Here is a 25256-nt window from a genome sequence, read left to right as displayed (position 1 = left end):
CCGATCCGCGGATTCGCTTGACCTGAAGTGAACTTCAGCTCTTAGCGTCCTGGTCATGGACGCGAGCATCTACATGGCCATGCGCAACGCGAGCTCCGAGCCGGGCACGCAGCACCGCCCGGCCGGGGAGACGACCCGGCGGATCCTGCGCCTGGCCCGGCCGCACCGGCGGCGGATGGCGTGGTTCCTGGCGAGCAGTACGGCGGCCGCGGTGCTCACCGTGGTCACCCCGCTGCTCGCCGGGCGGGCCGTCGACGCGATCACCGCGGCCCGCCCGCTCCCGATCCTGGTCGGCGTCGCCACGCTGATCGCGGTCGCGGCGCTCGCCGAGGCCGGGCTGTCGCTGGTCACCCGGTGGCTCTCGGCGAACCTCGGCGAGGGCCTGATCCACCAGCTGCGGACGACGGTGTTCGACCACGTCCAGCGGCTGCCGGTCGCGTTCTTCACCCGTACCCGCACCGGGGCGCTGGTGTCCCGGCTGAACTCCGACGTGCTCGGCGCGCAGCGCGCGTTCTCCGACACCCTCGCCGGGGTCGTGTCCAACGTCGTGGTCCTGGCGCTGACGCTCGGCGTCATGCTCGCGACGTCCTGGCAGGTCACCGTGTTCGTCGCGGTGCTGCTGCCGCTGTTCCTGATCCCGGCGCGACTGATGGGCCGCAGGCTGGCGTCGCTGGAGCGGGAGGCCGCCGACCAGAACGCGGCGATGAGCACCCGGATGACCGAGCGGTTCTCCGCACCCGGCGCCACCCTGGTGAAGCTGTTCGGGCGCCCGGAACAGGAGTCCGCGGAGTTCGCCGAGCGGGCCGACCGGGTCCGCACGATCGGCGTCCGGTCGGCGATGCTGCAGTGGGTGTTCGTGACGGCGCTGACGCTGGCGTCGTCGCTGGCCGTCGCGCTGGTCTACGGCATCGGCGGCGGGTTCGCGCTGGCGGGCTCGCTGAGCTCCGGCGACGTCGTCGCGCTGGCGATGCTGCTGACCCGGCTCTACCAGCCGCTGACGGCGCTGGCCGGGGCCCGCATGGAGATCATGACGGTGCTGGTCAGCTTCGAGCGCGTCTTCGAGGTGCTCGACCTGAAGCCGATGATCGACGACGCGCCGGGCGCCCGCCCCGTCCCGGACGGCCCGGTCGGGGTCGCGTTCGACCACGTCTCGTTCGCCTACCCGACCGCCGAGCAGGTGTCGCTGGCCTCGCTGGAGGAGGTCGCGACGCTGGACACCCGCGGCGGCGAGCAGGTGCTGCACGACGTCTCGTTCACCGTCCCGGCCGGCCGGATGGTGGCGCTGGTCGGGTCGTCGGGCGCCGGGAAGTCGACGGTCGCCCAGCTCGTCGCCCGGCTCTACGACGCAGGCTCCGGCGCCGTCCGGATCGGCGGGACCGACGTGCGGGAGCTGACGACGGCGTCGGTGCACCGGACCGTCGGGTTCGTGACCCAGGACGGTCACCTGCTGCACGACACGATCGCCGCGAACCTGCGGATCGGCGCCCCGGACGCCACCGACGACGACCTGTGGGACGCGCTGCGCCGGGCCCGGCTCGACGAGCTGGTCGCCTCGCTGCCCGACGGGCTCGGCACGGTCGTCGGTGAGCGCGGGTACCGGCTCTCCGGCGGGGAGCGGCAGCGGATGACGATCGCGCGGGTGCTGCTGGCCCGGCCGCGGGTCGTGGTGCTCGACGAGGCCACGGCCAGCCTGGACTCGACGTCGGAGGCGGCGGTGCAGGCGGCGCTGGCAGAGGCCCTCGACGGCCGGACCGCGATCGTGATCGCGCACCGGCTGTCCACGGTCCGCGGCGCCGACGAGATCCTGGTGCTCGAGCACGGCCGGATCGCCGAGCGCGGCACGCACGCGGCGCTGCTGGCCCGCGACGGGCGCTACGCCGAGCTGTACCGGACCCAGTTCGGCCCGGAGCAGTACGCCTGCACCGCCGCCTGAGCTGCGGGTGCCTCAGCGGAAGTCGTCCGGGGTGACCTCGTCGATGAACTCGCGGAACTCCCGGACCTGCTTGTCGGCGGGCTCGCCCGGGTCGGGCTGGCCCGCCTCCTCCAGGACGTGGTCGGCCATGGCGATCGGCAGCTGCTCCCGCACGGCCAGCGCGAGCGCGTCCGAGGGCAGGACCGAGAGCCGGGTGTCGTCGTCGAACACCAGCTCGGCGGTGTAGACGCCGTCGACGAGGTCGGTGATCTCCACCGAGCGCAGCGTGCGGCCGAGCGCCTCGACGACCGGGAACAGCACGTCGAGCGGGATCGGGACGCTCTCCTCGCCGCGCGGACCGGCCGCGATGACCTCGGCCTGGGGCGGGCGCAGGAAGACCGGGACGCACCGGTCTCCGCCGTCCTCGCCCAGCAGCAGGACGGGCTGGCGGGACCGGGCGTGCACGAACAGCCGCAGGACGTGCATCGCGCTGGTCATCCCCGCAGTCTCCCGGCTCCGTGGGGTCCCGGGCGTCTCACTACGAGACGGTCTCCCGTGGGTGGCCGCTCCGCCTGCGGCCTCAGCCGCGGGCCAGCCACGGCATCGTCGTCGCGGCGATGGTGAGGAACTGGACGTTGGCGTCCAGCGGCAGCTCGGCCATGTAGCGGATCGCCTCGGCGACGTGCGCGACGTCGAAGGTCGGCTCCGGCGCGACCGTGCCGTCGGCCTGCTTCGCCCCGGTCGCGATGCCGGCGGTCATGTCGGTGGCCGCGTTGCCGATGTCGATCTGGCCGCAGGCGATGCCGAACGGGCGGCCGTCGAGCGAGAGCGACTTGGTCAGCCCGGTGATCGCGTGCTTGGTCGCGGTGTACGCGGCGCTGCCCGGCCGCGGGACGTGCGCGGAGATCGAGCCGTTGTTGATGATCCGGCCGCCCTGCGGGTCCTGGGCACGCATCGCCGCGAACGCCTGCTGCGCGCAGAGGAACGAGCCGGTCAGGTTGACCTCGACGGCGGCGCGCCAGTCGGCGACCGCGATCTCGTCGACGGTGCCGGCCGGGCCGAACGTGCCGGCGTTGTTGACCAGCAGGTCGATCCGGCCCCAGCGCTCGCGCGCGGCGTCGAACAGGGCGCGGACCGAGGTCTCGTCGGTGACGTCGGTGGCGACCGGGAGCGCGTTCTGCGGGTACGCCGCGGCCACGGTCTCCAGCCGCTCGGTCCGGCGGCCGGCCAGCGCGACCCGCCACCCGGCGTCGAGCAGGGTGCGCGACACCGCCTCCCCGATGCCCGTCCCGGCTCCGGTCACCACCGCCACTGCGTTCATGGGGGTCACCCTCGCAAGGCCACTGCGCCGAGGGGTACCTCAGCGCGGAAAATCGTCGATCGAAGCGCTCTCACGTACTCCTCGGCCACAGATGCTCCGCGGGCCGCCGACCGGTTGCCGCGACGATCCGGTCGAGGACACCGGCCGCGGCGCCGACCGGCTGCGGGCCGCGGCCCCAGAGTTCGGACAGCGGTGCCGCCGGTACGAACTCCTCGACGTGCTCCAGACAGGCCCGGAGCGTCTCGTCCGGCAGCTCGAACGCCTCACCCCGCGCGACGGCGAGGTCCCAGCCGTGTACGACGGCCTCGGTCAGCGCGATCCGGCCCCACGTCGCGTTCGGCAGCTCGGGGTCACCGGAGGCGCCCTCCCACGCGGCCGGATCGGCCCAGGCCGCGGGCACGGTGCGCAACCGGACGGCGAGATCGGTCCGGTCCTCGACCGGGCGACCGTCACCGCCGGCGACGAGGTCGAGGTGGGCGAGCAGGTCTCGGACAGCCCAGCCTGCACAGGGCGTCGGGAGGCCGAGCTCGTGGTCGCCGACTGCCTCGACACGGTCGGCGAGGGCGGCACAGGCGGGCGTCAGGTCGAGCATCGGTCGGTCCTCCGGATGTCAGGGGCTACTCCCGGAAGTGACTCCGACAACCGCTGTATGTCATCGATGCCGCCGTATCCGACTCTCTACCGGAGCCGCTAGAGGGCAGCAGAGAACCCGAGCGGAGCCCGATACTCGCACTCTCTCGACCGCTCTCGCGGCAGCACTAGAGAACGACATACGACGCCATCGAGTCGTCGATCGCCCCGTCTACCATTTTCTAGCTACCCAACAAGACACGTGCATACGACGGCATCGACGCCCGTCGATGCCTCCGCATAGCACTCTCTACGACCGTCACGATACTGTGCGATACGAGACGATCGAGTGCATGTCGAACTGTTGTTCGCTGTTGTAGTTGCAGCGTAGCACGCCCGCATCGAACATGCGTACGACCCCCTGGGTCAGTCCGCGAACACGTCCAGCCCGGCCGGGCCCCGCGTCGCGGCCCGCCTGCGCACCTGGCCCGGGGACTCCCCGACCACCCGTGCGAAGGCCCGGACGAACGCGGCCTCGGAGCGGTAGCCGAACCGGCGCGCGGCCTCGGCCACTGTCGCATCACCCACCGACAGGACGTCGACGGCCGCCTGCATCCGCCACCGCGTCACGTATCCCATCGCCGGCTCGCCGACGAGCTCGGTGAACCGCGCCGCGAACGCCGAGCGGGACATCGCCGCCACCGCCGCGAGGGACGCGACCGTCCAGTCCCGCTCCGGCTCGCGGTGCACCGCGGCCAGCGCCCGGCCGATCCGGTCGTCGGCGAGCGCACCGAGCCAGCCGGTGCGGGCGGTCGCGTCGCGCTCCAGCCGGGTGCGGACGGCCTGGATGACCAGCACGTCCGCGAGCCGGGTGATCACCGCGTCGCTGCCCGGGCCGCCACCCTCGACCTCCGCGGCGAGCAGCCGCAGCGTGTCCTGCACCCGATCGGCCAGCGGCGACGGCTCCACCCGGATCAGCGGCGGGAGCCGGTCGACGAGGTCGCGGGCCGCCGGGTGGGAGAACCGGACTGCGCCGCAGACCATCCGGGTCACCGGACCGTCCCCGCCGTGCCGGAGCAGCGCGTAGCGGCCGTCGAGCATCGGATGCGGGATCGACCGGATGTCCGGGGTGAGCACGCCGGGTCCACTGCGCAGCACGTGCCCGCTGCCGTGCGGGACGACGACGAGCTCGCCGGGCCGGAGCGGCTCGTCGTCACCGCCGGGCCCGTCGAGCCGGCCGCCGCCGGAGGTGACGACGTGGAACCACAGGCAGCCCGGCGTCGCGGGCAGCGTCATCCCCCACGGCTCACTCAGCTCGGAGCGGCAGTAGAAGACCCCGCTCATCCGCAGGACGTGCAGCGCCTCGCCGAGCGGGTCGGCGATCGGGAACGGCGGTGCTGCGGACACCGGTACAGCATGACAGTTCGTCCACAGCTCGTCCCCAGCTGTGGACGGATGAGCAACCAGACCGTACTCATGACGCTGTTGTGTCCGGAACTCGGAGCCGACTCTGGATGCACACCGACGAGGGGAGCACGTGATGATCACCGTTCTGGGCGCCACCGGGAACGTGGGTTCGCAGGTCGTGACGGAGCTGGCGGACGCGGGCGAGGACGTGCGAGCCGTCTCGCGCCGGTCCGGGTTCCGCGGCGACATCGCCGATCCGGACTTCCTGCGGCGGGCGCTCGACGGCGCCGACGCCGCGTTCGTCCTGCTGCCGATGGACGTCACCGCGCCCGGCTACGCCTGCCACCAGGCCCGGCTCGGAAGCTCGATCACCGAGGCGCTGCGCGCGACCGGCGTGCCGCGGGTGGTCGCGCTGAGCTCGCTCGGCGCGGAGGTCCCGGGCGGGCCGGACCTGGCCACGACCGGCTACCTCGGGAGCCTGCACGAGCAGGAGGAACGTCTCGCGACACTGGACGCGCAGGTCACCCGGCTGCGGCCGGGGATGTTCCTCGAGTCGTTCCTGTGGTCGCTGCAGATCATGTGCGAGCACGGGATGCACGCGGACTCGATCGACCCGGGCGTCGCGCTGCCGATGGTCGCGACCCGCGACGTCGGCCGGGCCGCCGCGACCGCGCTGCTCACCCCGGACGCACCGGCGGTGGTCGAGACGCAGGGAGCGGCGGACCGGACGGTGCCCGAGGTCGTCACGGCGCTCGGGGCCCGGCTCGGACTGCCCGAACTGGGCTACGTCCGGCTGCCGGACGAGGAGATGGAGAACGTGCTGCAGCGAGCGGGGATGCCGGCGGACTCGGCGCGACTGCACGTGGCGATGAACCGCGCGTTCAACGAGGGCCGGGTGCGGGCGCACGGCCCGCGCACCGGCGAGGCGCTCACCGTCGAGCAGTGGGCGGCGGAACTGCCCCTGTAGATCGAACGTGTGTGCGACATCTCGGGGACTTCGCTGGCCCCGGACGGAGCGGGCACGGCACCATCGTCACCGCGCCCGCTCCCCCGGGCGAAACCTGCACGCCCGCGACCCCGGGGGACCATGAACACCCACGAACGACGCCGGCTGGTGGCACTGCGCACCGACCGCGAGACCGTGCTCGCCGCGGCGGCCCGGCTGCGCCACGAGGCCGTCCAGGCGCACTACGCCGGACTGTCGACCCCCGAGATGGCGTTCGGCCTGGCCTCGGTGCTCGAACAGCTGGCCCTGCGCGTCGCCGACCTGCCCCCGGACGTCCGCACGCACGTCGTGCGGATCGCCCGGGAGATGACCGGCGACGGGATGGACCGGCCGACGGTGCGGCGCACCCGTCGCCGGTGATCCGTCCCCAGGGCGGGGCGAGTTGTCCACAGGTGTGCACACAGCTGGGGACAGCTCGAACCCGTGTTCGACGACACAGGAATTTCGCCTGCTCGGGGCTAGCGGACGCCCTCCATCAGGCCCTTGATCTTGGGAATCATCGCGATGACGATCAGGCCGACCACGATCGCCACGATGCCGGTGATGCCGAAGTAGGCGACCTCGTTCTCGGGGGTGTAGTAGTCGGCGAGCAGCCCGGAGAGCACCGAGCCCAGCGACACCGACAGGAAGAACAGCGCGACCATCTGGGTCTGGAACGCCTGCGGCGCGAGCTTCGTGGACAGCGACTGTCCGACCGGCGAGGTCATGAGCTCACCGAGGCAGAAGATCAGCATGATCAGCACGAGGACCAGCAGCGGGGTGCCGTTGGCGCCGGTGCCGGCGAACGGGATGAAGACCAGGAAGCCGAGGCCGATGATGATCGTGCCGATGGCCATCTTCAGCGGCGACGACGGCTGGCGCGGCCCGAGCTTGGTCCAGACCGTCGCGTAGACGCCGGCCAGCAGGATGACGAAGATCGGCTCGATGGACTGGCTCCAGCCCGGGGGCATCTCGAAGAGGCCGAAGACCGACCGGTCCAGGCGCTTCTCGGAGTAGATCGCCAGCACCGTGAAGATCTGCTGGAAGATCGCCCAGAACACGGCGCTGACCAGCCACATCGGGATGAAGGCCACCACCCGGCGCCGCTCCACCCGGTCCACCCTCGGACTGCGCAGCAGCAGGGTGAAGTAGCTGATGGCGGCGACGATGACGACGCCGAACACGATCCACTTCAGCCGGTTGGCCGTGATGACACCGGTCAGCAGCAGCACCGCGATGACGACCAGCACGCCGACGCCCACGGCGAGGGCACGCGCCCGGGCCGCTCGCGGCAGCGGGTTCGGCACCTGGAACCCGGACTCGGGGAGCTTGCGGCGGTTGAACCAGTACTGGGTCAGGCCGATGGCCATACCGACGGCGGCCAGGCCGAAGCCGATGTGGAAACCGGCCACCACGCGCAGCCCGTCGGTCAGGATCGGGCCGAGGAAGGCCCCGATGTTGACGCCCAGGTAGAAGATCGAGAAACCGGCGTCGCGCCGGTCGTCGCCCGGGCCGTAGAGCGTGGCGAGGATGGTGGAGGCGTTGGCCTTCACTCCGCCGCTGCCGAACGCGACGAGCACGAGGCCGATCGCGAGCCCGGCCCCGCCGGGGATCAGGGCCAGCGCGATGTGCCCGGCCATCACCGAGAGCGCGCTGCCGAACAGGACCCTTTCCGGACCGAAGAGCCGGTCCGCCGTCCAGGCCGCGAGGATCGTCGACAGGTAGACGGTGCCGCTGTAGGCACCGACGATGCCCGTTGCGACCCCCTCGTTGATCCCGAGTCCGCCCTCGGTCACGGCGAAGTACATGTAGTACAGCAGGATTCCCTGCATGCCGTAGAACGAGAAGCGCTCGAACATCTCGACGCCGAACAGCGTGCTGAGCTGAGCCGGGTGGCCGAGAAAGGTCTTCTCCCGGCGCGGCGTTGAAGCGGTGAGGTCGGTCACCGGGCCGGTCTACCCGCTGGTAGCCCCCGCGTAAAGAGTTCGCCGGAGATTGTTTGCTCACAGCAACGACCTGCGACGACGAGACCTCGCAGCGTGGCCGTAACCGGAGGTCAGAGCGATGCGGGCCCCTCCTCCGGCACCATCCCCAGCCGGTCCGCGACGGCCGCCATGATGTCCTGCACCGCGACGGTGTCGGCCAGCGGCATCACCGGGCTCTCGGTCTCCCCTGCGGCGATCCGCCGGGTGACCTCCTCGATCTCGTGGGTGTAGCCGCGCCCGGCCGCCCGCAGCACGATCTCCTCGGCGTCGGCACCGTGCCGGTGGACGACGATCCGGTCCGGGTGGTGGAAGCGCGGCGGCACCTCGATCCAGCCGTCGGTGCCAATGACCATCGCGGATCCCGGCATGGCGCACTGCAGGCTGACCTGCAGCGCGGCGCTGCGGCCGTCCGGCCAGCCGAGCAGGATCGACTCCTCGAGGTCGACGCCCGTCGGAGCCAGTGCGCCGCTCGCGGCGATGGCGGACGGGCTGCCCAGGACCATCTGGGCGAACGAGATGACGTAGACGCCGAGGTCGAACAGCGCACCGCCACCCAGCTCCGGGGAGAAGAAGCGGTCGTCGGCCTCGGTCCGGTTCCGGACGCCGAGGTCGGCCTGCACCGAGCGGACCTCCCCGATCGCGCCCTCGGCGATCAGCTCCCGCATCCGGACGATCGCCGGGAAGAACCGCGTCCACATGGCCTCCATCGCGAAGACCCCGCGGTCGCGGGCGACGGCCGCGATCTCCCGGGTGGCGACCGAGCTGACGGTGAACGCCTTCTCGACCATGACGGCCTTGCCGGCCCGCAGCGCGGCCAGCGCCTGTCCGCGGTGCTGCGGGTGCGGGGTCGCGATGTAGACGACGTCGACCTCGGGATCGTCGAGGATCGCCTGGTAGCCGGTGTGGACGCGGCCGATGCCGTGCTTGTCGGCGAACGCCGTCGCCCGGTCGGTCGAGCGGGACGCGACCGCGACCAGCTCGGCGTCCGGGACGTGCGCGAAGTCCGGCGCGACGTTGTCGGCGATCCGGCCCGGTCCGATGATTCCCCACTTCACGGTCATGCCGACGATCCTGCCGGAAAGATCTTCGTGACGATCGATGAGTCCCCGGCGAGATCGGGGTCTGCACCTTCGAACGGCACCGGAGCCCCGGCGCCGACGAGCACCGGGAGCCCGCCATGCCGAACATGATCTTCCCGAACCTGCCGGTCACCGACCTGGACGCGTCGAAGACCTTCTACGCCGGCCTCGGCTTCACCTTCAACGCCCAGTTCTCCGACGACAACACCGCGTCCTTCGTGGTCGGCGACGCCATCGTGATCATGCTGATGACCCGCGAGCGCTTCGCCGACTTCACCAAGAAGGAGATCGGTGACCCGCAGACGACGTGCCTGCAGATCAACGCGCTCGGGGTGGAGAGCCGCGACGAGGTCGACCGGCTGGCCGACGCCGCGCTGGCGAACGGTGGAACCGTCGGTGGGGACACCCAGGACCACGGCTTCATGTACGGGCGCAGCGTCGACGACCCGACCGGGCACCGGTGGGAGTTCGTGTGGATGGACCCGGCCGCGGTGGAGGGCTGACCGTCGTTCTCCGGCCGGTGCCGTCCCCGGTCGGCAGGCCGCGCGGATCCGCTCGGCTCAGGCCGACCGGCCGCGCGGGTCCGCTCGCTCAGGCCGAGCGGACCGGGCGGAGCTTGCGGACCAGGCCGTCGATGGCCAGGGCGTAACCGTCGACGCCGAACCCGACGACGATCCCCGCCGCGACCGGCGAGAGGTACGAGTGGTGCCGGACGGCCTCGCGGGCGTGCACGTTCGAGATGTGCACCTCCACGACCGGCAGCTCGGCCCCCTCGATCGCGTCGTGCAGGGCGAGCGAGGTGTGGGTCCAGGCCCCGGCGTTGATCACCGCGCCGAGGGCCTCGCCGCGCTTGACCGCGGCGCCGGCCTCGTGGATCGCCTCGACGAGGTCGCCCTCGTGGTTGGTCTGCCGGAAGTCCAGTTCCAGGTCGTGACCGGCGGCTGTGGCGCGGCAGAGCTCCTCGACGCTCGCCAGGGTCGCGGTGCCGTAGACCTCCGGCTTTCGGGTGCCGAGCAGGTTGAGGTTCGGACCGTTGAACACGTACACCGTCGTCACGGGGCCGATCCTGCCATCTCCGTCGTCCGGGACCCTGGCGCCGAGCCGGTGGTTCAGCCGGCCCAGCCCGGCCGGACGAGGCCGGACTCGTAGGCGATCACCACGAGCTGGGCCCGGTCGCGGGCGCCGAGCTTGCTCATCGTGCGGCTGACGTGCGTCTTCGCCGTCGTCGGGCTCATGTGCAGCTCGGTGGCGATCTCGTCGTTGGAGCGTCCGGCGGCGACGGCGGCAAGTACCTCCCGCTCCCGGTCGGTGAGCACGTCGAGCCGCCCGTCCGCGGCCGGGCCGCCGCGGGAGCGGGCGGCGAACTCGGCGATCAGGGTGCGGGTGACGCCGGGTGCCAGCAGTGCCTCGCCGCCGTGCACGACCCGGATGGCGTGGATGAGGTCGCCCGGCTCGGCGTCCTTGACCAGGAACCCGCTCGCGCCGCCGCGGATCGCCTCGAAGACGTAGGAGTCGTCGGTGAAGGTGGTCAGCACGATCACCTTCACCCCGGCCAGGCGCTCGTCGGCGGTGATATCGCGGGTCGCGGCGAGGCCGTCGGTGCCGGGCATGCGGATATCCATGAGCACCACGTCCGGGCGGTGCTCGCGGACCCGGGCCACGGCCTCGGCGCCGTCCGCGGCCTCGGCGACGACGTCGAGGTCGGGCTGGGAGCCGAGCAGCGCGCGGAAGCCGGAGCGGACGAGGGACTGGTCGTCGGCCAGCAGCACGCTGATCACGGCACCGCCCTGCTCGCGCTCCGCGGCCCGTACGGCCTCCACCTCGTTCATGCCTCCACCCTGCCCGGGAGCAGCGCCTGGACGCGGAACCCGTGTGCCGGCCCCGGGCCCGCGTCGAGCCGGCCGCCGACCGAGCGGGCGCGTTCGCGCATCCCGGCCAGGCCGGTGCCCTCCGGCGGAGCGACACCGGGGCCGGCGCCGTCGTCGTCGACGGTGAGCTCGAGCTCGTCGGGCAGGTACCGCACGGTGACGACGGCGGCATCGGCGTCGGCGTGCCTGCGGGTGTTGGTCAGCGACTCCTGCACGATCCGGTACGCCGCCAGGTCGGTCGCAGTCGGCAGCGGCCGCGGCTCGCCCTCGGTGCGGTGCTCCACGGGGAGCCCGGCGGAGCGGGTCTCGTCGAGCAGTGCCTCCAGCCGGTCCAGCCCCGGCGTCGGCAGGCGCGGGGCCTCCTCGTCGACCGCGCGCAGCACCCCGAGGGTGGACCGCATCTCGCGCAGCAGGTCCCGGCTGGCCCGCTTGATCTCGGTCAACGCCGTGCGGGCCTGCTCCGGATCGTCGTCGAGCAGGAACAGGGCGACGCCGGCCTGCACATTGATCAGCGAGACGTGGTGGCCGAGAACGTCGTGCAGTTCCTGGGCGATCCGCAGCCGTTCCTCGCCGGCCCGGCGGCGGTGGGCCTCCTCCGCGGCGCGGCGGGCCTGCGCCATCCGCTCCCGGCGGACCCGCCACAGCGCCCCGGCGGCGAAGACCGCGACCAGCCACGCGGACAGCGGCGCGACCGCCTCCCAGGGCACGCCACGGCCGGTCAACAGCAGCCAGCCGACCAGCACCGCGGCCGCGGCGACGACCACCGCCAGGGCCCGGTGATGCAGTCCGGCCGCAACCGCCGAGACCAGCGCGACCACCAGCGCCAGCGCGGTCACCGGGTTCGCCGGGTACCCGAGGCCGACGTAGAGGACCGCGGCGGCCGCCGTGACCGCCAGCGCCGCGACCCGGTTCGCCCGCCGGAACACCAGCGCGACCGGGCCGACCGCGAGCAGGACGACGGCCAGGCCGTCGAACGGGGGCGGCGCGCCGAGGTACCGGGCCCTGGCGAACAGGGTGAACGCCGTCCCGCCCGCGGTGAGCAGGGCGACAAGTGCGGGCACGACGAGGGTCGGCACGACACCGCCCCACCAGGACGGAGCCGTGCGACCAGGCCGGACCTCGGTGCGCACGGCCATCACGCTAGACCGGATCGCCGGGGACCGGCGTCCGTCACAGGGTGCCGGTTCGCGTACTCCCCCGGGAGTAGCAGCACAGGTTGTGCTGCCGCGCAGGTCGCAGTCGAACCGGCTTCCCGGGGCGGACGCGCCGGCCCGGCCCGGTGGCCACGCTGGCTGTCATGACGACTCCCGAGACACCGTCCGCCACCGAACCCGCCGTCCCGTCCGCCGGCTCCGCCGTCCTGGCCTCGGACCCCGAGCGCGAACACGTCGCCGCACGGCTGCGCGAGGCCGCCGCCGAGGGGCGGCTGGCCATGTCCGAGGCGGACGAGCGTCAGGCCGCCGCCTACGCCGCCCGCACCCGCGCCGACCTCGTCCCGCTCGTCGCGGACCTGCCCCGGCCGCACCGGCACCGGCCGCGCCGCGGCCCGCTGACTCCGGCCGCCCGGCGGCGTGTGCTCGTGCACGCCGGGGTGATCGCGTCGCTGTTCTCCCTGATGTTCGTGGGCTGGCTGCTCATGGATCCGATGCCGGGGCCGGGGCCGGGGCGCGGGCCGTTCTTCCCCCTGTTCCCGGTGTTCCTGATGCTGCTGACGCTGTTCGTGCACCTGCGCCGGGCGGACCGCGAGCCCTCGCCGGACGAGACCGTGCCCGAGGAGCTGCGCTGACCGGTCCGCCGTTGACACGCAACCATAAGGTTGCATAATCGTCGGCGTGACCGATCTGGACACGGTGTTCCGGGCCCTCGCGGACCCGACCCGCCGGCGCGTCCTGGACCGGTTGCACGAGCGTGGTGGGCAGACGCTCGCCGAGCTGTGTGCCGGGCTGGAGATGAGCCGCCAGGCCGTGTCCAAGCACGTCGCACTGCTGGAGTCCGCCGGACTGGTGTCGACCGTCCGGCGCGGCCGCGAGAAGCTCCACCACCTCGATCCCGTACCGATCCAGGAGATCCACGACCGGTGGATCGGGAAGTTCGAGCGCAGCCGGGTGCAGGCGGTGACACGCCTGCGCGCGGCATTGGAGGAGCCCGATGACCAGCACGAGCGACCGTAGCTACGTCTACACGACCTACATCCGCGCGACGCCGGAGCAGGTGTTCCGGGCGCTGACGACGCCCGAGTTCACGATGCAGTACTGGGGTGGCGCGGAGCTGACCTCGACCTGGGAGGTGGGAAGCCCACTGGAGGCGGTACACCCCGACCGCGACGACTTCATCGGCACGATCCTGGCCGTCGAGCCGCCGCACCGGCTGTCGTACACGTTCACCGGGAAGGCCGAGGAGGCCGCGGGCCGGGCCCCGACGACGGTCGAGTTCACGATCTCGCCGTTCGGCGACGAGGCCGTGAAGCTGCAGGTCGTGCACACCGGCTTCACCGACGACGAGCAGGGCGCGCAGGACGTGCGCAACGTCGGCGAGGGCTGGCCCGCGATCTTCGCGGCGCTGAAGACGCTGCTGGAGACGGGCCGGCCGCTGCCGGCGCCGGGGCACTTCGCGCCGCGGAGCCCGGCCTCGACGGCCTGAGTCCGTGCCCCGGCCTGCCACCCGCGCGACGGGACGGGCCCCGCCCCCGCACGGTGCGCCGGCGGAGTCACGGGGCGCCGGCGGAGTCACAGGGCGCCGGCGGAGTGCCGCGGCGTACCGGGGGCGTCAGGAGCGGCGCAGCCGCGACCGCCAGCCCCGGCGCGGCGCCGGTTCCGGCACGGGCTCCGGCCGGGGCGCCGGCCGCGGGGCGCGTGCCGCACGCCAGCGCTCCACGATCTCGTCGGCGTCGAGCTTGCGGATCGGGACCCGCGGCCCGGACGGGAACCGCATGTGGTCGACGACCCGGGAGTTGACCTCGGCGACGTGCTCGCGGACGCGGCGTTCGTCGACGAAGCGTGCGCAGGTCTCGTCGATCCGGTCGAGCTCCTTGCGCAGCTGCACCGAAGGCGGCAGCAACGCCTCCGAGGACAGCCCCTCGCGCCGCACGTAGCCGCGGACCCACCAGTTCTCGTCGACGGGTCCGACGGTGCCCGCGCCGGGCAACGGTTTGCCCTTGCCGGGCAGGTCGTCGAAGTCGCCGCGCTCGGTGGCCTCCCGGATCGACCGGTCGACCGGCGACTCGAAACGTGGATCTGGCCTGCTCATGACCACCACCCCGCTCCCGAGGATAGGCGAAACTGTCGGTGGTCGCCGTCACACTCCCCGCCATGACCGACTCCGCACCGCTCGACACCGCACCGATCGAGTCCGCACCGACCGACAGCACACCGATCGACACCGCGGTCGACCTGTCCGACCACTACCCCGGTCGTCACGTGGGCCACGAGGCCGCCCGCGTCCGGCAGTCCGGCGCGACCGACCGCAACTGGCGGCTCGGCGCCGACGGCGAGCAGCGCACCGCGGAGCTGCTGCGGCCGCTGACCGGGCGCACCCGGGCGGACCGGCTGCTGCACCGGCCGCCGTGCTGGCGGGTGCTGCACTCGATCCCGCTCGACGGCGGCGCCAGCGACCTCGACCACGTGCTGATCGGGCCGCCCGGGATCTGCGTGATCGGCACCCGGCACCACCGGGAGCGGAAGGTCCTGCTCGACGGGGACCGGCTGGTCGTCGCGGGTGTCGAGACCGAGGCGGTCCCGCGGGCCCGCAGGGACGCGCAGCGGGTGCGCGAGCTGCTGCTCCCGCGCCTCGGCCTCGGCTCCGAGATACCGATCCGGCCGGTCGTGGCGCTGGTCGGGGCGACGATGCGGGTGCGGCGCTGGCCGGACGACGTCGTCGTCGCGACCGAGACCGCGCTGGTCCCGGCGCTGCGCGGGATGGCACGAGTGCTGGGCCCGCGCGAGGTCGCCGAGGCGTGGGAGGTCGCACGGTGGGCGGAGTGCTGGCGCTGACGACCGTCGGGAATGATCGTCGCGAGACGACCGGAGCCGTGGAGGGCACCACGCATGACGCCGATCCATCCCGAACTGCGCCGCCTGCTGCGGCGGGTCCCGTCGCTCCCGCTGGGCAACCGGCGGCTGCTCCCGATCCTGCAACGCCTCTCGCGACGCGGGCGGCCGGTGGCCGTCGACGGCGTCCGCGCCACCACCGTCCCCGGCCCGCCCGCGCTGCGGGTGCACGAGCCCGACCGGCACGACGGCGCGGCGTTGCTGTGGCTGCACGGCGGCGGCCTGGTCCTCGGCTCGAACCTGCTCGACGACGGCCGCTGCGGCGAGCTGGCCGCGGAGCTGAACATCACGGTCGTGTCGGTGGACTACCGGCTCGCGCCGAAGCACCCGTTCCCGGCCGCCCTCGACGACTGCCACACCGGCTGGCACTGGCTGGTCCGTGCCGTCGACCGGATGGGACTGGACCCCGACCGGCTCGCCATCGGCGGGGCCAGCGCGGGTGCCGGGCTGGCCGCGGCGCTGGCCCAGCGCCTGCACGACGAGGGCGGCCTCGTCCCGGCCGCGCAGTGGCTCTTCTACCCGATGCTCGACGACCGCACCGCCGCCCGGCGCGACCTCGACCGGCCCCGGCACCGGGTGTGGCACAACGAGAACAACCTGGTCGGCTGGCGCAGCTACCTCGGCGCCGAGCCGGGCGCCGAGACCGTGCCGCCCTACGCCGTCGCCGCCCGCCGCGAGGACCTGGCGGGCCTGCCACCGGCCTGGATCGGCGTCGGTGACATCGACCTGTTCCACGCCGAGGACCTCGCCTACGCCGAGCGGCTCCGCGACGCCGGGGTTCTGGTCGAGACCGACGTCGTGCCCGGCGCCCCGCACGGTTTCGACGGCTGGGCCGCCGGGACCCGCATCGCCGGGGAGTTCACCGACCGGTCCCTGGACTGGCTGCGCACCGCCCTGGAATAAGGCGCCACCCGAGCATCCCGGCCGTTGACGCACGACACCCCGTGACGGACGATCCGACCCAGGTCGTCCCCAGCACGAGGTGGTGCGCGGTATGAGTGAGACCGAGACGTTCACCTTCACCGGTCGTGACGGTGTCGTCGTCACCGCGTACCGGTGGATCCCCGACGAACCCGCGCGGGGGATCGTCCAGCTCACGCACGGGATGGGCGAGCACGCGCTGCGCTACGTGGCGCTCGCCGACGTGCTCACCGCCTGCGGCTTCGCGGTGTACGCCCAGGACCATCGCGGGCACGGGGCCACGGCCGGCTCCCCGGAGAACTACGGCGTGCTCGGCGACGACGGCTGGGACCAGCTCGTCGCCGACATCGGCGTGCTCGGCGAGATCGCCCGCGAGGAGCACCCGGGTGTCCCGCTGGTGCTGCTCGGGCACAGCATGGGCTCGTTCGCGGTGCAGCAGTTCCTGCTGCGCGACGCGACCCCGCCGGACGCGGTCGTGCTGTCCGGCACCGCGCTGCTCGACCTCATGGAGCAGGGGCTCGACCTCTCCGAGCCGCTGGACCTGTCGTCGTTCAACGCGCCGTTCGAGCAGCGGACCGGGTTCGAGTGGCTCTCCCGCGACCCGGCCCAGGTCGACGCCTACGTCGGCGACACCCGTTGCGGGTTCGGTCTCGACCTGCCCGGCACGCAGGCGATGTTCGCCGGGGCACGGCCGCTGGCCGACACCCGCACGCTCAAGCGGCTGCCCGGCGGTCTGCCGATCCACCTCGTCGTCGGCGAGCACGACCCGCTCAACGGCGGGCTCGCCCTGGTCGAGCCGATGCTGGAGCGCTACCACGAGGCCGGGCTGCACGACGTCACGCTGACCGTCTGGCCCGGCGCACGGCACGAGGTGTTCAACGAGACCAACCGCGACGAGGTCGTCGGCGAACTGGTCGGCTGGCTGGAGCGGGTGGTCCCGGCCCGCACGGGCTGACCACCCACCCCGCGCACGACGACGGCCGGCGGCCCCAAACGGGGCCACCGGCCGTCGGTGGCTGCGAGCCCGGCGTCCGGGCTCAGCGGCTCGAGAAGATCAGCGCAGGCCGAGCTTCTTCGAGCAGGCCGGCCAGGCCTTCCAGCCCTGCTCGGCGAGGACGCGCTTGGCGACCGCGATCTGCTCGGACTTGCTGGCGCTCGTCGGGCTGCCGGAGCCGCCGAAGGCCTTCCAGGTGGAGGGCGTGAACTGCAGCCCGCCGGAGAAGCCGTTACCGGTGCTGATGCTCCAGTCGCCGCCGGACTCGCACTGGGCGAGCTTGTCCCAGGTGCTGGTCGGCACGGACTGCGCCGCGGACTTGGTCGGGGTCGAGGGGGCGGCGTTCGCGGTGCCGGCCATGGCGATCGGGGCACCGAACGCCAGCACGGCGGCGGTCACGGAACCGACAAAACGCCCACGGGAGGTCATGCGAGTGCTGCTCATTTTTTTCGTCACCTTGGATCCAGACCCACGACTTTCCGGGCGCCCGTCCGACGCGGGGAGCGACGTCCGGTGTTTCATCACGAGCGCTATGAGGCTCGTGGCCCGCGACCCCGTCCCGCCTGTGCAGGTCGACTGACCGGAAACCAAGGGACGGGGCCGTCCTGGCGTGGTGGTTCCGGCGCTTCGGTGTGTACCCCCGGCCGGTCTGCGGCGCGGGGCGACCCCGCCGGTCGCGGCGGAGCGACAACGAAGGTGCGGCAGGGACCGAGATCGGGTCAAGAAACGCGCTCGTGACCTATCACACCGGGATAACGGTAACGCGACGATTCCCAGGTCAGAGACCGAATCTGCTGGTCACGGATCGTCTACGCGGGGCGAAGTTGCTTTCGTTCCGGAGATGTTTCGGCCCTGCGACCGGGTCGCGCGGACGGCTCCCGGCCGGTCTCTCAGCCGGCCCGGCGGAGCGTGAAGACCGCGATCCGGACCGTCATCGCGTCACACAACAGGGCCCCGAACGCCCACGGATCGAGCCACGCCTGCCACATCCCGCCCCGCGACACCGTGATCAGCCCGGGCACGAGGAACAGCGCCACACCCGCCCCGCCGACGACGGCCGCGGCGAGCAGGACACGGGCGTCGTCGCCGCGCAGCAGGATCAGCACCAGCGCGACGAGCGCGCCGATCGCCACGAGGCCGTCGAGCACCGTCGTCGCCAGGTCACCGGCGACGACCGCCTGGTGGGCGTGCACGGCGGTGGCCAGGACCAGCAGGACGGCGAGGATCCGGCGGCCGGTGCGGGTCCCGGCACCGGGCGCGGGTGTGGCGGACATGACCGACAGTCTGGCCCGCCCCGCGCCGATGGTGATCAGCGCACCCGCAGCACCAGCAGCCGGCAGTCGACCTGCTGCCCCGCCCGGTACGGCGCGACGCCGATGGAGACGGCCTCCAGGACGTCGGCGGCACAGAGCCGGTCGACCTCGGCGCGGTAGCCGCCGGAGACCCAGGCGTCGTCGAGGACGGTGGCGACCAGGTAGCCGCCGGGGCGGATCACCCTGGCGAACTCGGCGAGCGCCGACGGCCCGACGTGGGCGTGGGTGAGCGTGCCGACGCAGACGACGACGTCGTAGCGGTCGTCGGGCAGGGTCAGCGCGGCGGTGAGGTCGGTCTCGGCCAGCTCGCGGTAGACGCCGGTGGCGCGGGCCTTCTCCAGCATGCCGCTGGACAGGTCGAGGCCGTCGACGGTGGTGACGCCGAGCCTGTTCAGCTCGACGCCGACCAGGCCGGTGCCGCAGCCGGCGTCGAGGACCTCGATGTCGGTGCCTGCCGCATCGACGACGGCCTGCGCGGTCCCGGCCGGCGCGACGTAACCCTGCGCCGCACCGGTGAGGTCGGCGTCGTAGGTGTCGGCCCACTCGTCGTAGAAGGCGCGGGCATCGTCAGGGCCGCCCAGCGTGTAGGCGCGTTCCAGGTGGGGGTCGCCCCCGGTGCTCGTGGCCATCCACCGATCATGGTCCACCGCGACGGCGGTGTCACATGCGCGACGCGGGATGCGTGCCCCGCCCACCACGGGTCAGCGACGCGCCGGCTTGTCCGCGGCCAGGATCGACAGGGCGCAGAGCGCACCCCAGCCCGCGGCGACCATCGTCGCCTTCTCCCGGGTGTCGCGGTCGGGCAGCTGCGAGCCGAGGATCGCGAGGTCGGCGACGTCGGCGCCGACCCGTGCGGCGATCGCGACCTTCAGCGGGGTGCCCGCCGGGGCGAACAGCATCGCCAGGCCGGACGCGAGGTCGCGGCCGCCGATCGCCCGGGTCAGCGTCACGCCCTTGCCGTCGGCGTCCTCCGAGTCGAGCCCGGTCGGGCCGAGGAACAGGTCGGGCTTGGCGGCGATCGCCACGCTGTAGCCGGCGGTGGCGGCGCCGAGCAGGCGCGGGATCCAGGTCAGGTCAGGTCGGGGCATGCAGCGGTCATACCCGGCGCGGTGCCTGCGGAACCTCTCCGGCACCGCAGAGGCGGCACGACGAGGAACCGGCGTCTCAGGACGACGGCGGCGCCAGCTCGTCGAGGAACGTCAGCGCCGCCTCCGCCGAGGTCCGGCGCCAGGCGACGAGGGCCCGGTCGAACTCGTCGGCGCCGTCCTGCTCGACCCGCAGTGCGGCGACGATCGGCTCCAGCACCGCTCGCTGCCCGGCGACCAGCGGCGACGGGTCCGTGCCGCGCCGGTGCAGCACGGCCAGCTTGAGCAGGAACTCCGAGCGCAGGTCCCGGACGTGCGCGACCGGGGTGAGCAGCCACTCCGTGGCGAGCTCGTCGCCCTGGCCGGTGGCCGCGTAGAGCGTGCGGGGCGGCCCGCCTCCGGTCTCGACGGCGCCCGCGGTGATCAGCCCGGCCTCGACCAGCCGCCCGATCGCCCGGTAGACGACCGGGCGCGGGATCTGCCAGACGCGGCCGATCTCGCCGTCGGACGCGGTGAGGGCGGCGATGGCGAAGCCGTGCACCGGCCGTTCGGCGGTCAGCGCCAGCACCGTCCATTCCGCCAGTCCGAGCCGCGGGAGGGGCATCGCCCCAGCCTAGGCAGCGCGATCCGCAGCCGGTGCCACCGGTCGCCGTGTCACCGGCCGGCGGACCTCACCGGTTGACGGCGGCGTCGTCGCCGAGGTTCCAGGAGAAGCCTCGGTCGTAGAGCAGCGTCCGGTTCGGGTCCCGTACCAGGACCAGGTCGCGCCCGGCACCGGTGAGCGTGACCGTTCCGTCCGGGCGGGCGGACCAGCGCAGCTCGAGATCCTGTGGCGGCCGGCCCGCGGCCGGATCATCGGGAACGACGTCGGGCTTCAGCGTCATCGCGACGCCGTCGCCGCGCACCAGGTGGTATCGGCCCTTGAGCAGCTGCCCGTCGGCGGTCCGGGTCCGGACGCCTGCCGACCCGTTCTCCCAGTTGATCCCCGGCAGCTCGATCGCGGCGGTCGGGGTCCACTGTCCGAGCGCGACCTCGGTCCACCGCTCGCCGCCCGGCACCGTGGAACGGTCCGACACCACCCGGTACACACCGGGAAGGGCGGAGTCGATCCGGGCGCTCGGGGACTGCCACTGCCACTGCGACCAGCCCAGGAACACCACCAGCACCAGCCCCAGGACGGGGTCGGCCCACCGCGTCACCCGCCGGATCCGCGGCCACGGCAGCAGCGGCGGCGACCCCGCGGTCCCCGCGGCCGGGCGCCCCGTCACGAACTGCAGCACCCGGGGCAGCTCGGGCAGCGCGACCAGGAACAACGCGATCGTCCCGGCCAGTGCTGGCTGCTTCACCGGCACGTCGAAGGTCAGGTTGAGCAGGAAGACCGTGCCGAGCGCGACCACACCGATCAGCCCGCCGAGCCAGGCCGTGCGCCGGAACACCAGCAGCAGCATGACGACCAGCTCGGCCAGCCCGGCGAGGAACTGCACCACCGGCGAGTAGCCCATGAACAGCCAGAGCAGCCCCATCGGGCTCTTCTCACCGACCGTCGTGAGCGCCCAGGAGTAGTCGAGCTGCTGCATCTGGCCGAGGTAGAGCTTGGCGAACGCGTAGTTCGACAGCCAGACGATCAGCACGAACCGCAGCAGCGCGTGCAGCACCCACAGCGTCGTCACCCACCACGGTCTGCGTGCCCGCGCCGGACCCTCGATCTCCGTCGTCGCCGCCCGTGCCGCCGTGTCCACCATCGTCGTCCCCCCACCCCGAGTTCCGGACACCCCGACGGTAGGGCGACACCCCCTCGCGGCGGATCCTCCTCACGACCGATCTCCGGACCTCGCGCCCCCTCCGGGAGACCGAGCCGGCGCGGGCTCACCGGTTGACGTAGGAGCCCATCTCCCAGGAGAAGCCGCGGTCGTAGAGCAGCCGCTGGACCGGGTCCGATGCCAGCGTCATGTCCTGCCCGCCGCCGGTGAGGGTCACCGTGCCGTCCGGCCGCGCCGACCAGGTCAGCTCCAGCTGCTGCGACGGCCGGTCCGCGGCGGGGTCCCCGGGGAGCAGCAACGGGTCCAGCGACGCGGCGACGACGCCGTCGCGCACCGGCCGGTAGGAGCCGGCCAGGAGCCGCCCGTCGGCGGCCCGCACGGAGATCGTCCCCGCGCCGTCGCGGTCAGCGTGGGTCCACTGCCCGATCGCGACCTGCGTCCACCGGTCACCGGCCGCGACCGTCGACCGGTCGCCGAGCACGCGATAGACGCCGGGCAGCGCCGAGTCGATCCGGCTCGGCGGCGGGGTCTCCTGCCAGGCGCCGTACCCCTGGTGGGCGACGAAGAGCAGCCCGAGCACCGGGCTGAGCAGGCGGGTCACCGCCCGGGCGCGCGGCCAGGGCAGCAGCGCCGGCGACCCGGCGGTCCCCGCCGCGGGGCGGCCCGCCAGGAACCGTACGACACGGGGCAGCTCCGGCGCCGCGATCAGCAGCAGCGCGATCGTCCCGGCCAGTGCGGGCTGCTTCACCGGCACGTCGAAGGTCAGGTTGAGCAGGAAGACCGTGCCGAGCGCGACCACACCGATCAGACCACCGAGCCAGGCCGTGCGCCGGAACACCAGCAGCAGGACCACGACCAGCTCGGCCAGCCCCGCGAGGAACTGCACCACCGGCGAGTAGGCCATGAACAGCCAGAGCAGCCCCATCGGGCTCTTCTCACCGACCGTCAAGAGAGCCCAGGAGTAGTCGAGCCGCTCCATCTGGGCCAGGAAGAGCTTCGAGAAGGCGTAGCCCGACAGCCACCACATGACCAGGAAGCGCAGCAGCGCGTGCAGCCCCCACAGCGTCGTCACCCACCACGGTCTGCGTGCCCGCACCGGGTCCGCCCCGGCCGTCCCGCCCGTCGCCCGTGCCGCCGTCTGCACCATCGCCGCCCCACTTCCGAGTCCCGATCTCCGACGCCCGGGACGTTAGGTCGGCTCCGGCGGCCCGCGGATCCTCCCGCGGTCCCGTTCACCCCCGGCCCGGTCCTCCCACGGGCCGAGCCGGCCGCCGCGGCGACCCACCCCCGGTTCGTGATCGACACCGCGTCGTTCGGCTGAGGCATGTGGCGCCCCGGGCGTCCAGGATCGAGACGCACACCGTCCCCGATCCGTGGAACGATCGCCTGCGACGTTCCCGACGACCGAACCGGAGGTCCCCGTGATCCTGATCGTGCTGAAGGCACAGATCCGCCCGGACAAGCGCGAGGAGTGGCTGTCCGGCATCTCGCAGTACAAGAAGGACGTGAACAGCGAGCCGGGCAACATCTCGTTCGACTACCACGAGAACTTCGAGAAGAAGAACGAGTTCGTGATCGTGGAGGTCTTCGAGGACAGCGCCGCAGGCGAGGCGCACGTCAAGACCGACCACGCGCAGAAGTTCTTCGACTTCATGGGCAGCGTCGTGCCGGAGAAGCCGCTCATCAACTTCCAGAGCGAGGACGGCAAGGACGCCTGGGTCGAGATGGGTGAGGTCACCCCGCACTGACCCGCGCCCCGACACGCCACGGCGCCGGCACCCCACGGGGTGCCGGCGCCGTCGTGTGCGGTCGGCGTCAGTCGGCTCAGGCCGGTGTCAGCTCAGGGCCGACATCTTCACCCACTTCTTCCAGGGGATCGCCCAGTCGTAGATGTCGCCGTCGGACGCCGAGAGGTTCACCGGGCCGCCGGAGACCTCGACCGGGTCCCCGACCAGCGACGAGTTGTAGAACTGGTGGGAGTTCTTCTCGTTGACGTTGATGCAGCCGTGGGTCAGGTTCTGCTGGCCGATCGCATCGAGCGTCATCGGGTTGAAGTGCACGAACTCGCCGTTGTTGTTGATCCGCACCGCCCAGCGGACGTAGATGTTGGCGTAGTGGTACGCCGGGTTCGACAGCCACGCCTCGGGCTGCTTGTTCGACACGACGTGGATCCCGTTGCGGGTCACGAGCTTGAGGTCGTCGCCCATGCCGAAGCTCGCCGGGGCCCGCTGCACGACCTTGCCCTCGCGGTAGACGACGAGCTGGCGCTTCTTCGAGTTCGCCTTCGTCACCTGGAACCGGCCGACGGTCAGGTGACTGGTCAGGTCCTCGGCGCCGTACACGCCGTCGCCCATGTCGACGCCGTAGAGCGCGGCCTTCGTGTCGACCACCGTGCCGGGCGTCCAGTACGACCGGGTGCGGTAGTGGATCCGGGAGCCGTCGGCGGTGTCGGGCAGCCAGGCCCAGGCCCCCTCGTTCGTCTTCGACGTCGCGACGGTCAACGCCTTCTGCACCGCCGCCTTGTTCTTGATCTTCCCGTCGAACTGCAGCATCACCGGGGCGGCGACGCCGACGGTGGTGTTGTCGGCGATGCCGAAGCGGGCCTTGCGCAGCGTCCCGGGCGTCGCGGTACGGAAGCCGCCCGCGACCGGGACCTGCCCGCCGTCGGCACCGGTCGCGGTGCCCGACCAGCGGTAGCCGCGGCTGAACGCGGGGGCGGCCGTCGCCGTCCAGGTCCGGTGGTCCGGGGAGAACGTGCCGGGCAGCGGCTTGCCGTCGTCGCCGGTGAGGGCGACCTGGTCGAGCGTGCCGGACTCGACGTGCACGCTCGGCCGGAGCGCGGGCGCCACCCGGTCACCGGACGCGGGGGTCGCCGTGACCGTCGCCGGGGCAGGCGGGGGCGCCTCGGGGCCGGGGCCCGGCGTACCGCCGTCGGTGCAGCCCGCCGTCGCGGCGAGCAACGCCACCAGTGTCGCGATCGCGGCCGTCGTCGTCCTGCGCCCCACCCGAGCAGCCCTCACGGTTCCCCCTCCGCCGGAACCCTGACCGGCTCACCGCCGTCATGATCCCGCGAACGGGTGGTGTGCGGAAGTCGCCCCGCCGGGGAACCCGGATTTTGCGATCCCGGGACCGGACTTCCCGGACACCGTGGCCGGAGCGTGACCGGTCGGACATCCGGTGTAACCAGCTGCAGCGCAACCCCGCCGTTTACTACGTCGTACGGCCGCGGCACACTGGTCCGACCGGAGCCCGGCGGTCTCCCCGAAAAGATCGCCGACTCGACGCAACCCGACCCGTGGCCCGGGCGTCCTCCGAGGAGGACGTGCCCATCACCCCCGAGATGGGCCAACCGCACCGTCATCGTCGACGGCGGTGCAGAGGAACAGGAGTGCGATGAACCCCGACCGGCAGCAGCCCGCTCCCCGCCGCACGCGGCGCCTGGCGGCGCTCGGCCTGGGGCTTGCGACGGTGGCGGGTGTCGGACTGGCCGGCAGCGCGCTCGCCGGCTCGCCCGCGGCCGACAAGGCTCGCGCCCAGCCGCTCGTCCCGGGCACCCCGTGCTCGGTCAGCGCCCGCGCCTGCGTGGACCTCGACTCCCAGCGATCCTGGCTGATCAAGGACGGCAAGGTCGTCCGTGGGCCCGTCGCGATCGCCTCGGGCGGCAACGGCCAGGAGACCCCGATCGGCCACTCGTTGCGCGTCTACCGCAAGGACCCCAAGCACGTCAGCAAGGAGTCCCGCACCCCGGACGGCCGCCCGGCACCCATGCCGTGGTCGACCTTCTTCGAGGACGGCGGCATCGCCTTCCACAGCGGCTCGCCGAACCGGTCCTCGGCCGGCTGCATCCACCTGGCCGACCGCGACGCGAAGGCCTGGTTCGACTACCTCCAGATCGGCGACCAGGTGCAGGTCGTGCGGGCCTCCGAGGAGGCCAAGGCGCGCAAGGCTCCGCCGCCCCCGCCCCCGCGCCGCTGATCCCCTCCGACCGGGGCACGAGCTGCTCCGATCGG

The 25256-nt window shown here is 72.9% G+C and carries 30 protein-coding genes; 12 read left to right on the top strand and 18 right to left on the bottom strand.

All coding sequences use genetic code 11. The annotated features are described in order from the left end of the window. The first annotated feature begins 55 nt into the window (after positions 1 to 55). Positions 56 to 1933, top strand: a complete 1878-nt coding sequence (locus ACLE50_RS01040; RefSeq protein ID WP_410941423.1) for an ABC transporter ATP-binding protein — start codon at positions 56 to 58, stop codon at positions 1931 to 1933. 12 nt (positions 1934 to 1945) lie between these two features. Here ACLE50_RS01040 and ACLE50_RS01035 read toward each other — a convergent pair whose 3' ends face one another. From ACLE50_RS01035 to ACLE50_RS01020, 4 genes are all read right to left on the bottom strand, one after another. Then, positions 1946 to 2410: a bifunctional nuclease family protein gene (locus ACLE50_RS01035; RefSeq protein WP_410941422.1), complete on the bottom strand. Its 465-nt coding sequence runs from the start codon at positions 2408 to 2410 to the stop codon at positions 1946 to 1948. A gap of 82 nt (positions 2411 to 2492) precedes the next feature. Beyond that, on the bottom strand, positions 2493 to 3233 hold the full coding sequence (locus ACLE50_RS01030) for an SDR family oxidoreductase (protein WP_410941421.1): 741 nt from the start codon (positions 3231 to 3233) through the stop codon (positions 2493 to 2495). Positions 3234 to 3303: 70 nt separating this feature from the next. Next, entirely contained in the window at positions 3304 to 3825 is a 522-nt protein-coding gene (locus ACLE50_RS01025; protein WP_410941420.1) for a maleylpyruvate isomerase N-terminal domain-containing protein, read from the bottom strand. Positions 3826 to 4229: 404 nt separating this feature from the next. Beyond that, positions 4230 to 5210, bottom strand: coding sequence for an AraC family transcriptional regulator (locus tag ACLE50_RS01020; RefSeq protein ID WP_410941419.1), 981 nt, complete (start codon positions 5208 to 5210; stop codon positions 4230 to 4232). Between the two features lie 133 nt (positions 5211 to 5343). Between ACLE50_RS01020 and ACLE50_RS01015 the strand changes: the two genes are divergently transcribed. Together ACLE50_RS01015 and ACLE50_RS01010 are read left to right on the top strand one after the other, a co-directional pair. Then, positions 5344 to 6177, top strand: coding sequence for an NmrA family NAD(P)-binding protein (locus ACLE50_RS01015; protein ID WP_410941418.1), 834 nt, complete (start codon positions 5344 to 5346; stop codon positions 6175 to 6177). Positions 6178 to 6297: 120 nt separating this feature from the next. Continuing rightward, positions 6298 to 6576 carry a hypothetical protein gene (locus ACLE50_RS01010; RefSeq protein WP_410941417.1) on the top strand — a complete coding sequence of 93 codons (279 nt, stop codon included), beginning with the start codon at positions 6298 to 6300 and terminating at the stop codon, positions 6574 to 6576. A gap of 98 nt (positions 6577 to 6674) precedes the next feature. On the opposite strand, the gene ACLE50_RS01005 is transcribed toward ACLE50_RS01010, so the two are convergent. After that, on the bottom strand, positions 6675 to 8141 hold the full coding sequence (locus tag ACLE50_RS01005; RefSeq protein ID WP_410941416.1) for a peptide MFS transporter: 1467 nt from the start codon (positions 8139 to 8141) through the stop codon (positions 6675 to 6677). A 110-nt stretch (positions 8142 to 8251) separates the two neighbouring features. Continuing rightward, positions 8252 to 9241, bottom strand: coding sequence for a Gfo/Idh/MocA family protein (locus tag ACLE50_RS01000; RefSeq protein ID WP_410941415.1), 990 nt, complete (start codon positions 9239 to 9241; stop codon positions 8252 to 8254). Positions 9242 to 9357: 116 nt separating this feature from the next. Here ACLE50_RS01000 and ACLE50_RS00995 point away from each other — a divergent pair, with 116 nt between their 5' ends. Continuing rightward, positions 9358 to 9762 (top strand): VOC family protein, encoded by a 405-nt coding sequence (locus ACLE50_RS00995; protein WP_410941414.1) that lies wholly within the window; start codon positions 9358 to 9360, stop codon positions 9760 to 9762. Positions 9763 to 9850: 88 nt separating this feature from the next. On the opposite strand, the gene aroQ is transcribed toward ACLE50_RS00995, so the two are convergent. The 3 genes from aroQ to ACLE50_RS00980 are packed head-to-tail and all read right to left on the bottom strand — an operon-like array spanning position 9851 to position 12257. After that, positions 9851 to 10324 (bottom strand): type II 3-dehydroquinate dehydratase, encoded by a 474-nt coding sequence (aroQ, locus tag ACLE50_RS00990; RefSeq protein ID WP_410942227.1) that lies wholly within the window; start codon positions 10322 to 10324, stop codon positions 9851 to 9853. Between the two features lie 44 nt (positions 10325 to 10368). Beyond that, positions 10369 to 11037: a response regulator gene (locus tag ACLE50_RS00985; protein ID WP_410942226.1), complete on the bottom strand. Its 669-nt coding sequence runs from the start codon at positions 11035 to 11037 to the stop codon at positions 10369 to 10371. A gap of 47 nt (positions 11038 to 11084) precedes the next feature. After that, the gene (locus tag ACLE50_RS00980) at positions 11085 to 12257 is read right to left on the bottom strand and encodes a sensor histidine kinase (protein WP_410941413.1); all 1173 of its coding nucleotides are present in this window, start codon (positions 12255 to 12257) and stop codon (positions 11085 to 11087) included. A 167-nt stretch (positions 12258 to 12424) separates the two neighbouring features. Between ACLE50_RS00980 and ACLE50_RS00975 the strand changes: the two genes are divergently transcribed. Genes ACLE50_RS00975 through ACLE50_RS00965 form a run of 3 tightly spaced genes read left to right on the top strand, consistent with a single transcriptional unit; the run spans position 12425 to position 13767 of the window. After that, on the top strand, positions 12425 to 12913 hold the full coding sequence (locus ACLE50_RS00975; RefSeq protein ID WP_410941412.1) for a DUF1707 domain-containing protein: 489 nt from the start codon (positions 12425 to 12427) through the stop codon (positions 12911 to 12913). 46 nt (positions 12914 to 12959) lie between these two features. Next, positions 12960 to 13298 carry an ArsR/SmtB family transcription factor gene (locus tag ACLE50_RS00970; RefSeq protein WP_410941411.1) on the top strand — a complete coding sequence of 113 codons (339 nt, stop codon included), beginning with the start codon at positions 12960 to 12962 and terminating at the stop codon, positions 13296 to 13298. Next, positions 13276 to 13767, top strand: a complete 492-nt coding sequence (locus ACLE50_RS00965; protein WP_410941410.1) for an SRPBCC family protein — start codon at positions 13276 to 13278, stop codon at positions 13765 to 13767. Before ACLE50_RS00970 ends, ACLE50_RS00965 begins: the two co-directional genes overlap by 23 nt. A 126-nt stretch (positions 13768 to 13893) precedes the next feature. Here ACLE50_RS00965 and ACLE50_RS00960 read toward each other — a convergent pair whose 3' ends face one another. Then, a complete protein-coding gene (locus tag ACLE50_RS00960) occupies positions 13894 to 14373 on the bottom strand; it encodes a DnaJ family domain-containing protein (protein ID WP_410941409.1) in 480 nt (159 codons plus the stop codon). A 62-nt stretch (positions 14374 to 14435) separates the two neighbouring features. Here ACLE50_RS00960 and ACLE50_RS00955 point away from each other — a divergent pair, with 62 nt between their 5' ends. The 3 genes from ACLE50_RS00955 (at position 14436) to ACLE50_RS00945 (ending at position 17049) form a co-directional block, all read left to right on the top strand. After that, positions 14436 to 15116: a nuclease-related domain-containing protein gene (locus ACLE50_RS00955; protein ID WP_410941408.1), complete on the top strand. Its 681-nt coding sequence runs from the start codon at positions 14436 to 14438 to the stop codon at positions 15114 to 15116. A 54-nt stretch (positions 15117 to 15170) separates the two neighbouring features. Further along, positions 15171 to 16076, top strand: coding sequence for an alpha/beta hydrolase (locus ACLE50_RS00950; RefSeq protein WP_410941407.1), 906 nt, complete (start codon positions 15171 to 15173; stop codon positions 16074 to 16076). A 91-nt stretch (positions 16077 to 16167) separates the two neighbouring features. Beyond that, the gene (locus ACLE50_RS00945) at positions 16168 to 17049 is read left to right on the top strand and encodes an alpha/beta fold hydrolase (protein WP_410941406.1); all 882 of its coding nucleotides are present in this window, start codon (positions 16168 to 16170) and stop codon (positions 17047 to 17049) included. A 99-nt stretch (positions 17050 to 17148) separates the two neighbouring features. Here the strand turns inward: ACLE50_RS00945 and ACLE50_RS00940 are convergent, their stop codons facing one another. From ACLE50_RS00940 to ACLE50_RS00910, 7 genes are all read right to left on the bottom strand, one after another. Continuing rightward, the gene (locus ACLE50_RS00940) at positions 17149 to 17487 is read right to left on the bottom strand and encodes a transglycosylase family protein (protein ID WP_410941405.1); all 339 of its coding nucleotides are present in this window, start codon (positions 17485 to 17487) and stop codon (positions 17149 to 17151) included. Between the two features lie 491 nt (positions 17488 to 17978). Next, positions 17979 to 18362, bottom strand: coding sequence for a hypothetical protein (locus tag ACLE50_RS00935; protein ID WP_410941404.1), 384 nt, complete (start codon positions 18360 to 18362; stop codon positions 17979 to 17981). A gap of 35 nt (positions 18363 to 18397) precedes the next feature. Further along, complete coding sequence (locus tag ACLE50_RS00930; protein WP_410941403.1) at positions 18398 to 19030, bottom strand: class I SAM-dependent DNA methyltransferase; 633 nt, start codon at positions 19028 to 19030, stop codon at positions 18398 to 18400. A 72-nt stretch (positions 19031 to 19102) separates the two neighbouring features. Next, complete coding sequence (locus tag ACLE50_RS00925) at positions 19103 to 19489, bottom strand: hypothetical protein (RefSeq protein WP_410941402.1); 387 nt, start codon at positions 19487 to 19489, stop codon at positions 19103 to 19105. A gap of 76 nt (positions 19490 to 19565) precedes the next feature. Next, entirely contained in the window at positions 19566 to 20090 is a 525-nt protein-coding gene (locus ACLE50_RS00920) for a PadR family transcriptional regulator (RefSeq protein WP_410941401.1), read from the bottom strand. A gap of 67 nt (positions 20091 to 20157) precedes the next feature. Continuing rightward, on the bottom strand, positions 20158 to 21156 hold the full coding sequence (locus tag ACLE50_RS00915; protein ID WP_410941400.1) for a hypothetical protein: 999 nt from the start codon (positions 21154 to 21156) through the stop codon (positions 20158 to 20160). Positions 21157 to 21352: 196 nt separating this feature from the next. Continuing rightward, positions 21353 to 22318: a hypothetical protein gene (locus ACLE50_RS00910; RefSeq protein ID WP_410941399.1), complete on the bottom strand. Its 966-nt coding sequence runs from the start codon at positions 22316 to 22318 to the stop codon at positions 21353 to 21355. A gap of 349 nt (positions 22319 to 22667) precedes the next feature. Between ACLE50_RS00910 and ACLE50_RS00905 the strand changes: the two genes are divergently transcribed. Then, on the top strand, positions 22668 to 22994 hold the full coding sequence (locus ACLE50_RS00905) for a putative quinol monooxygenase (protein ID WP_410941398.1): 327 nt from the start codon (positions 22668 to 22670) through the stop codon (positions 22992 to 22994). An 87-nt stretch (positions 22995 to 23081) separates the two neighbouring features. Here ACLE50_RS00905 and ACLE50_RS00900 read toward each other — a convergent pair whose 3' ends face one another. Further along, on the bottom strand, positions 23082 to 24266 hold the full coding sequence (locus ACLE50_RS00900; protein ID WP_410941397.1) for a L,D-transpeptidase: 1185 nt from the start codon (positions 24264 to 24266) through the stop codon (positions 23082 to 23084). A gap of 373 nt (positions 24267 to 24639) precedes the next feature. Between ACLE50_RS00900 and ACLE50_RS00895 the strand changes: the two genes are divergently transcribed. Further along, a complete protein-coding gene (locus ACLE50_RS00895) occupies positions 24640 to 25221 on the top strand; it encodes a L,D-transpeptidase (protein ID WP_410941396.1) in 582 nt (193 codons plus the stop codon). Positions 25222 to 25256 lie beyond the last annotated feature (35 nt).

Source organism: Pseudonocardia phyllosphaerae, assembly GCF_046546475.1.
GTDB lineage: Bacteria > Actinomycetota > Actinomycetes > Mycobacteriales > Pseudonocardiaceae > Pseudonocardia > Pseudonocardia phyllosphaerae.
This window is presented reverse-complemented; position numbering and strand designations above follow the sequence as displayed.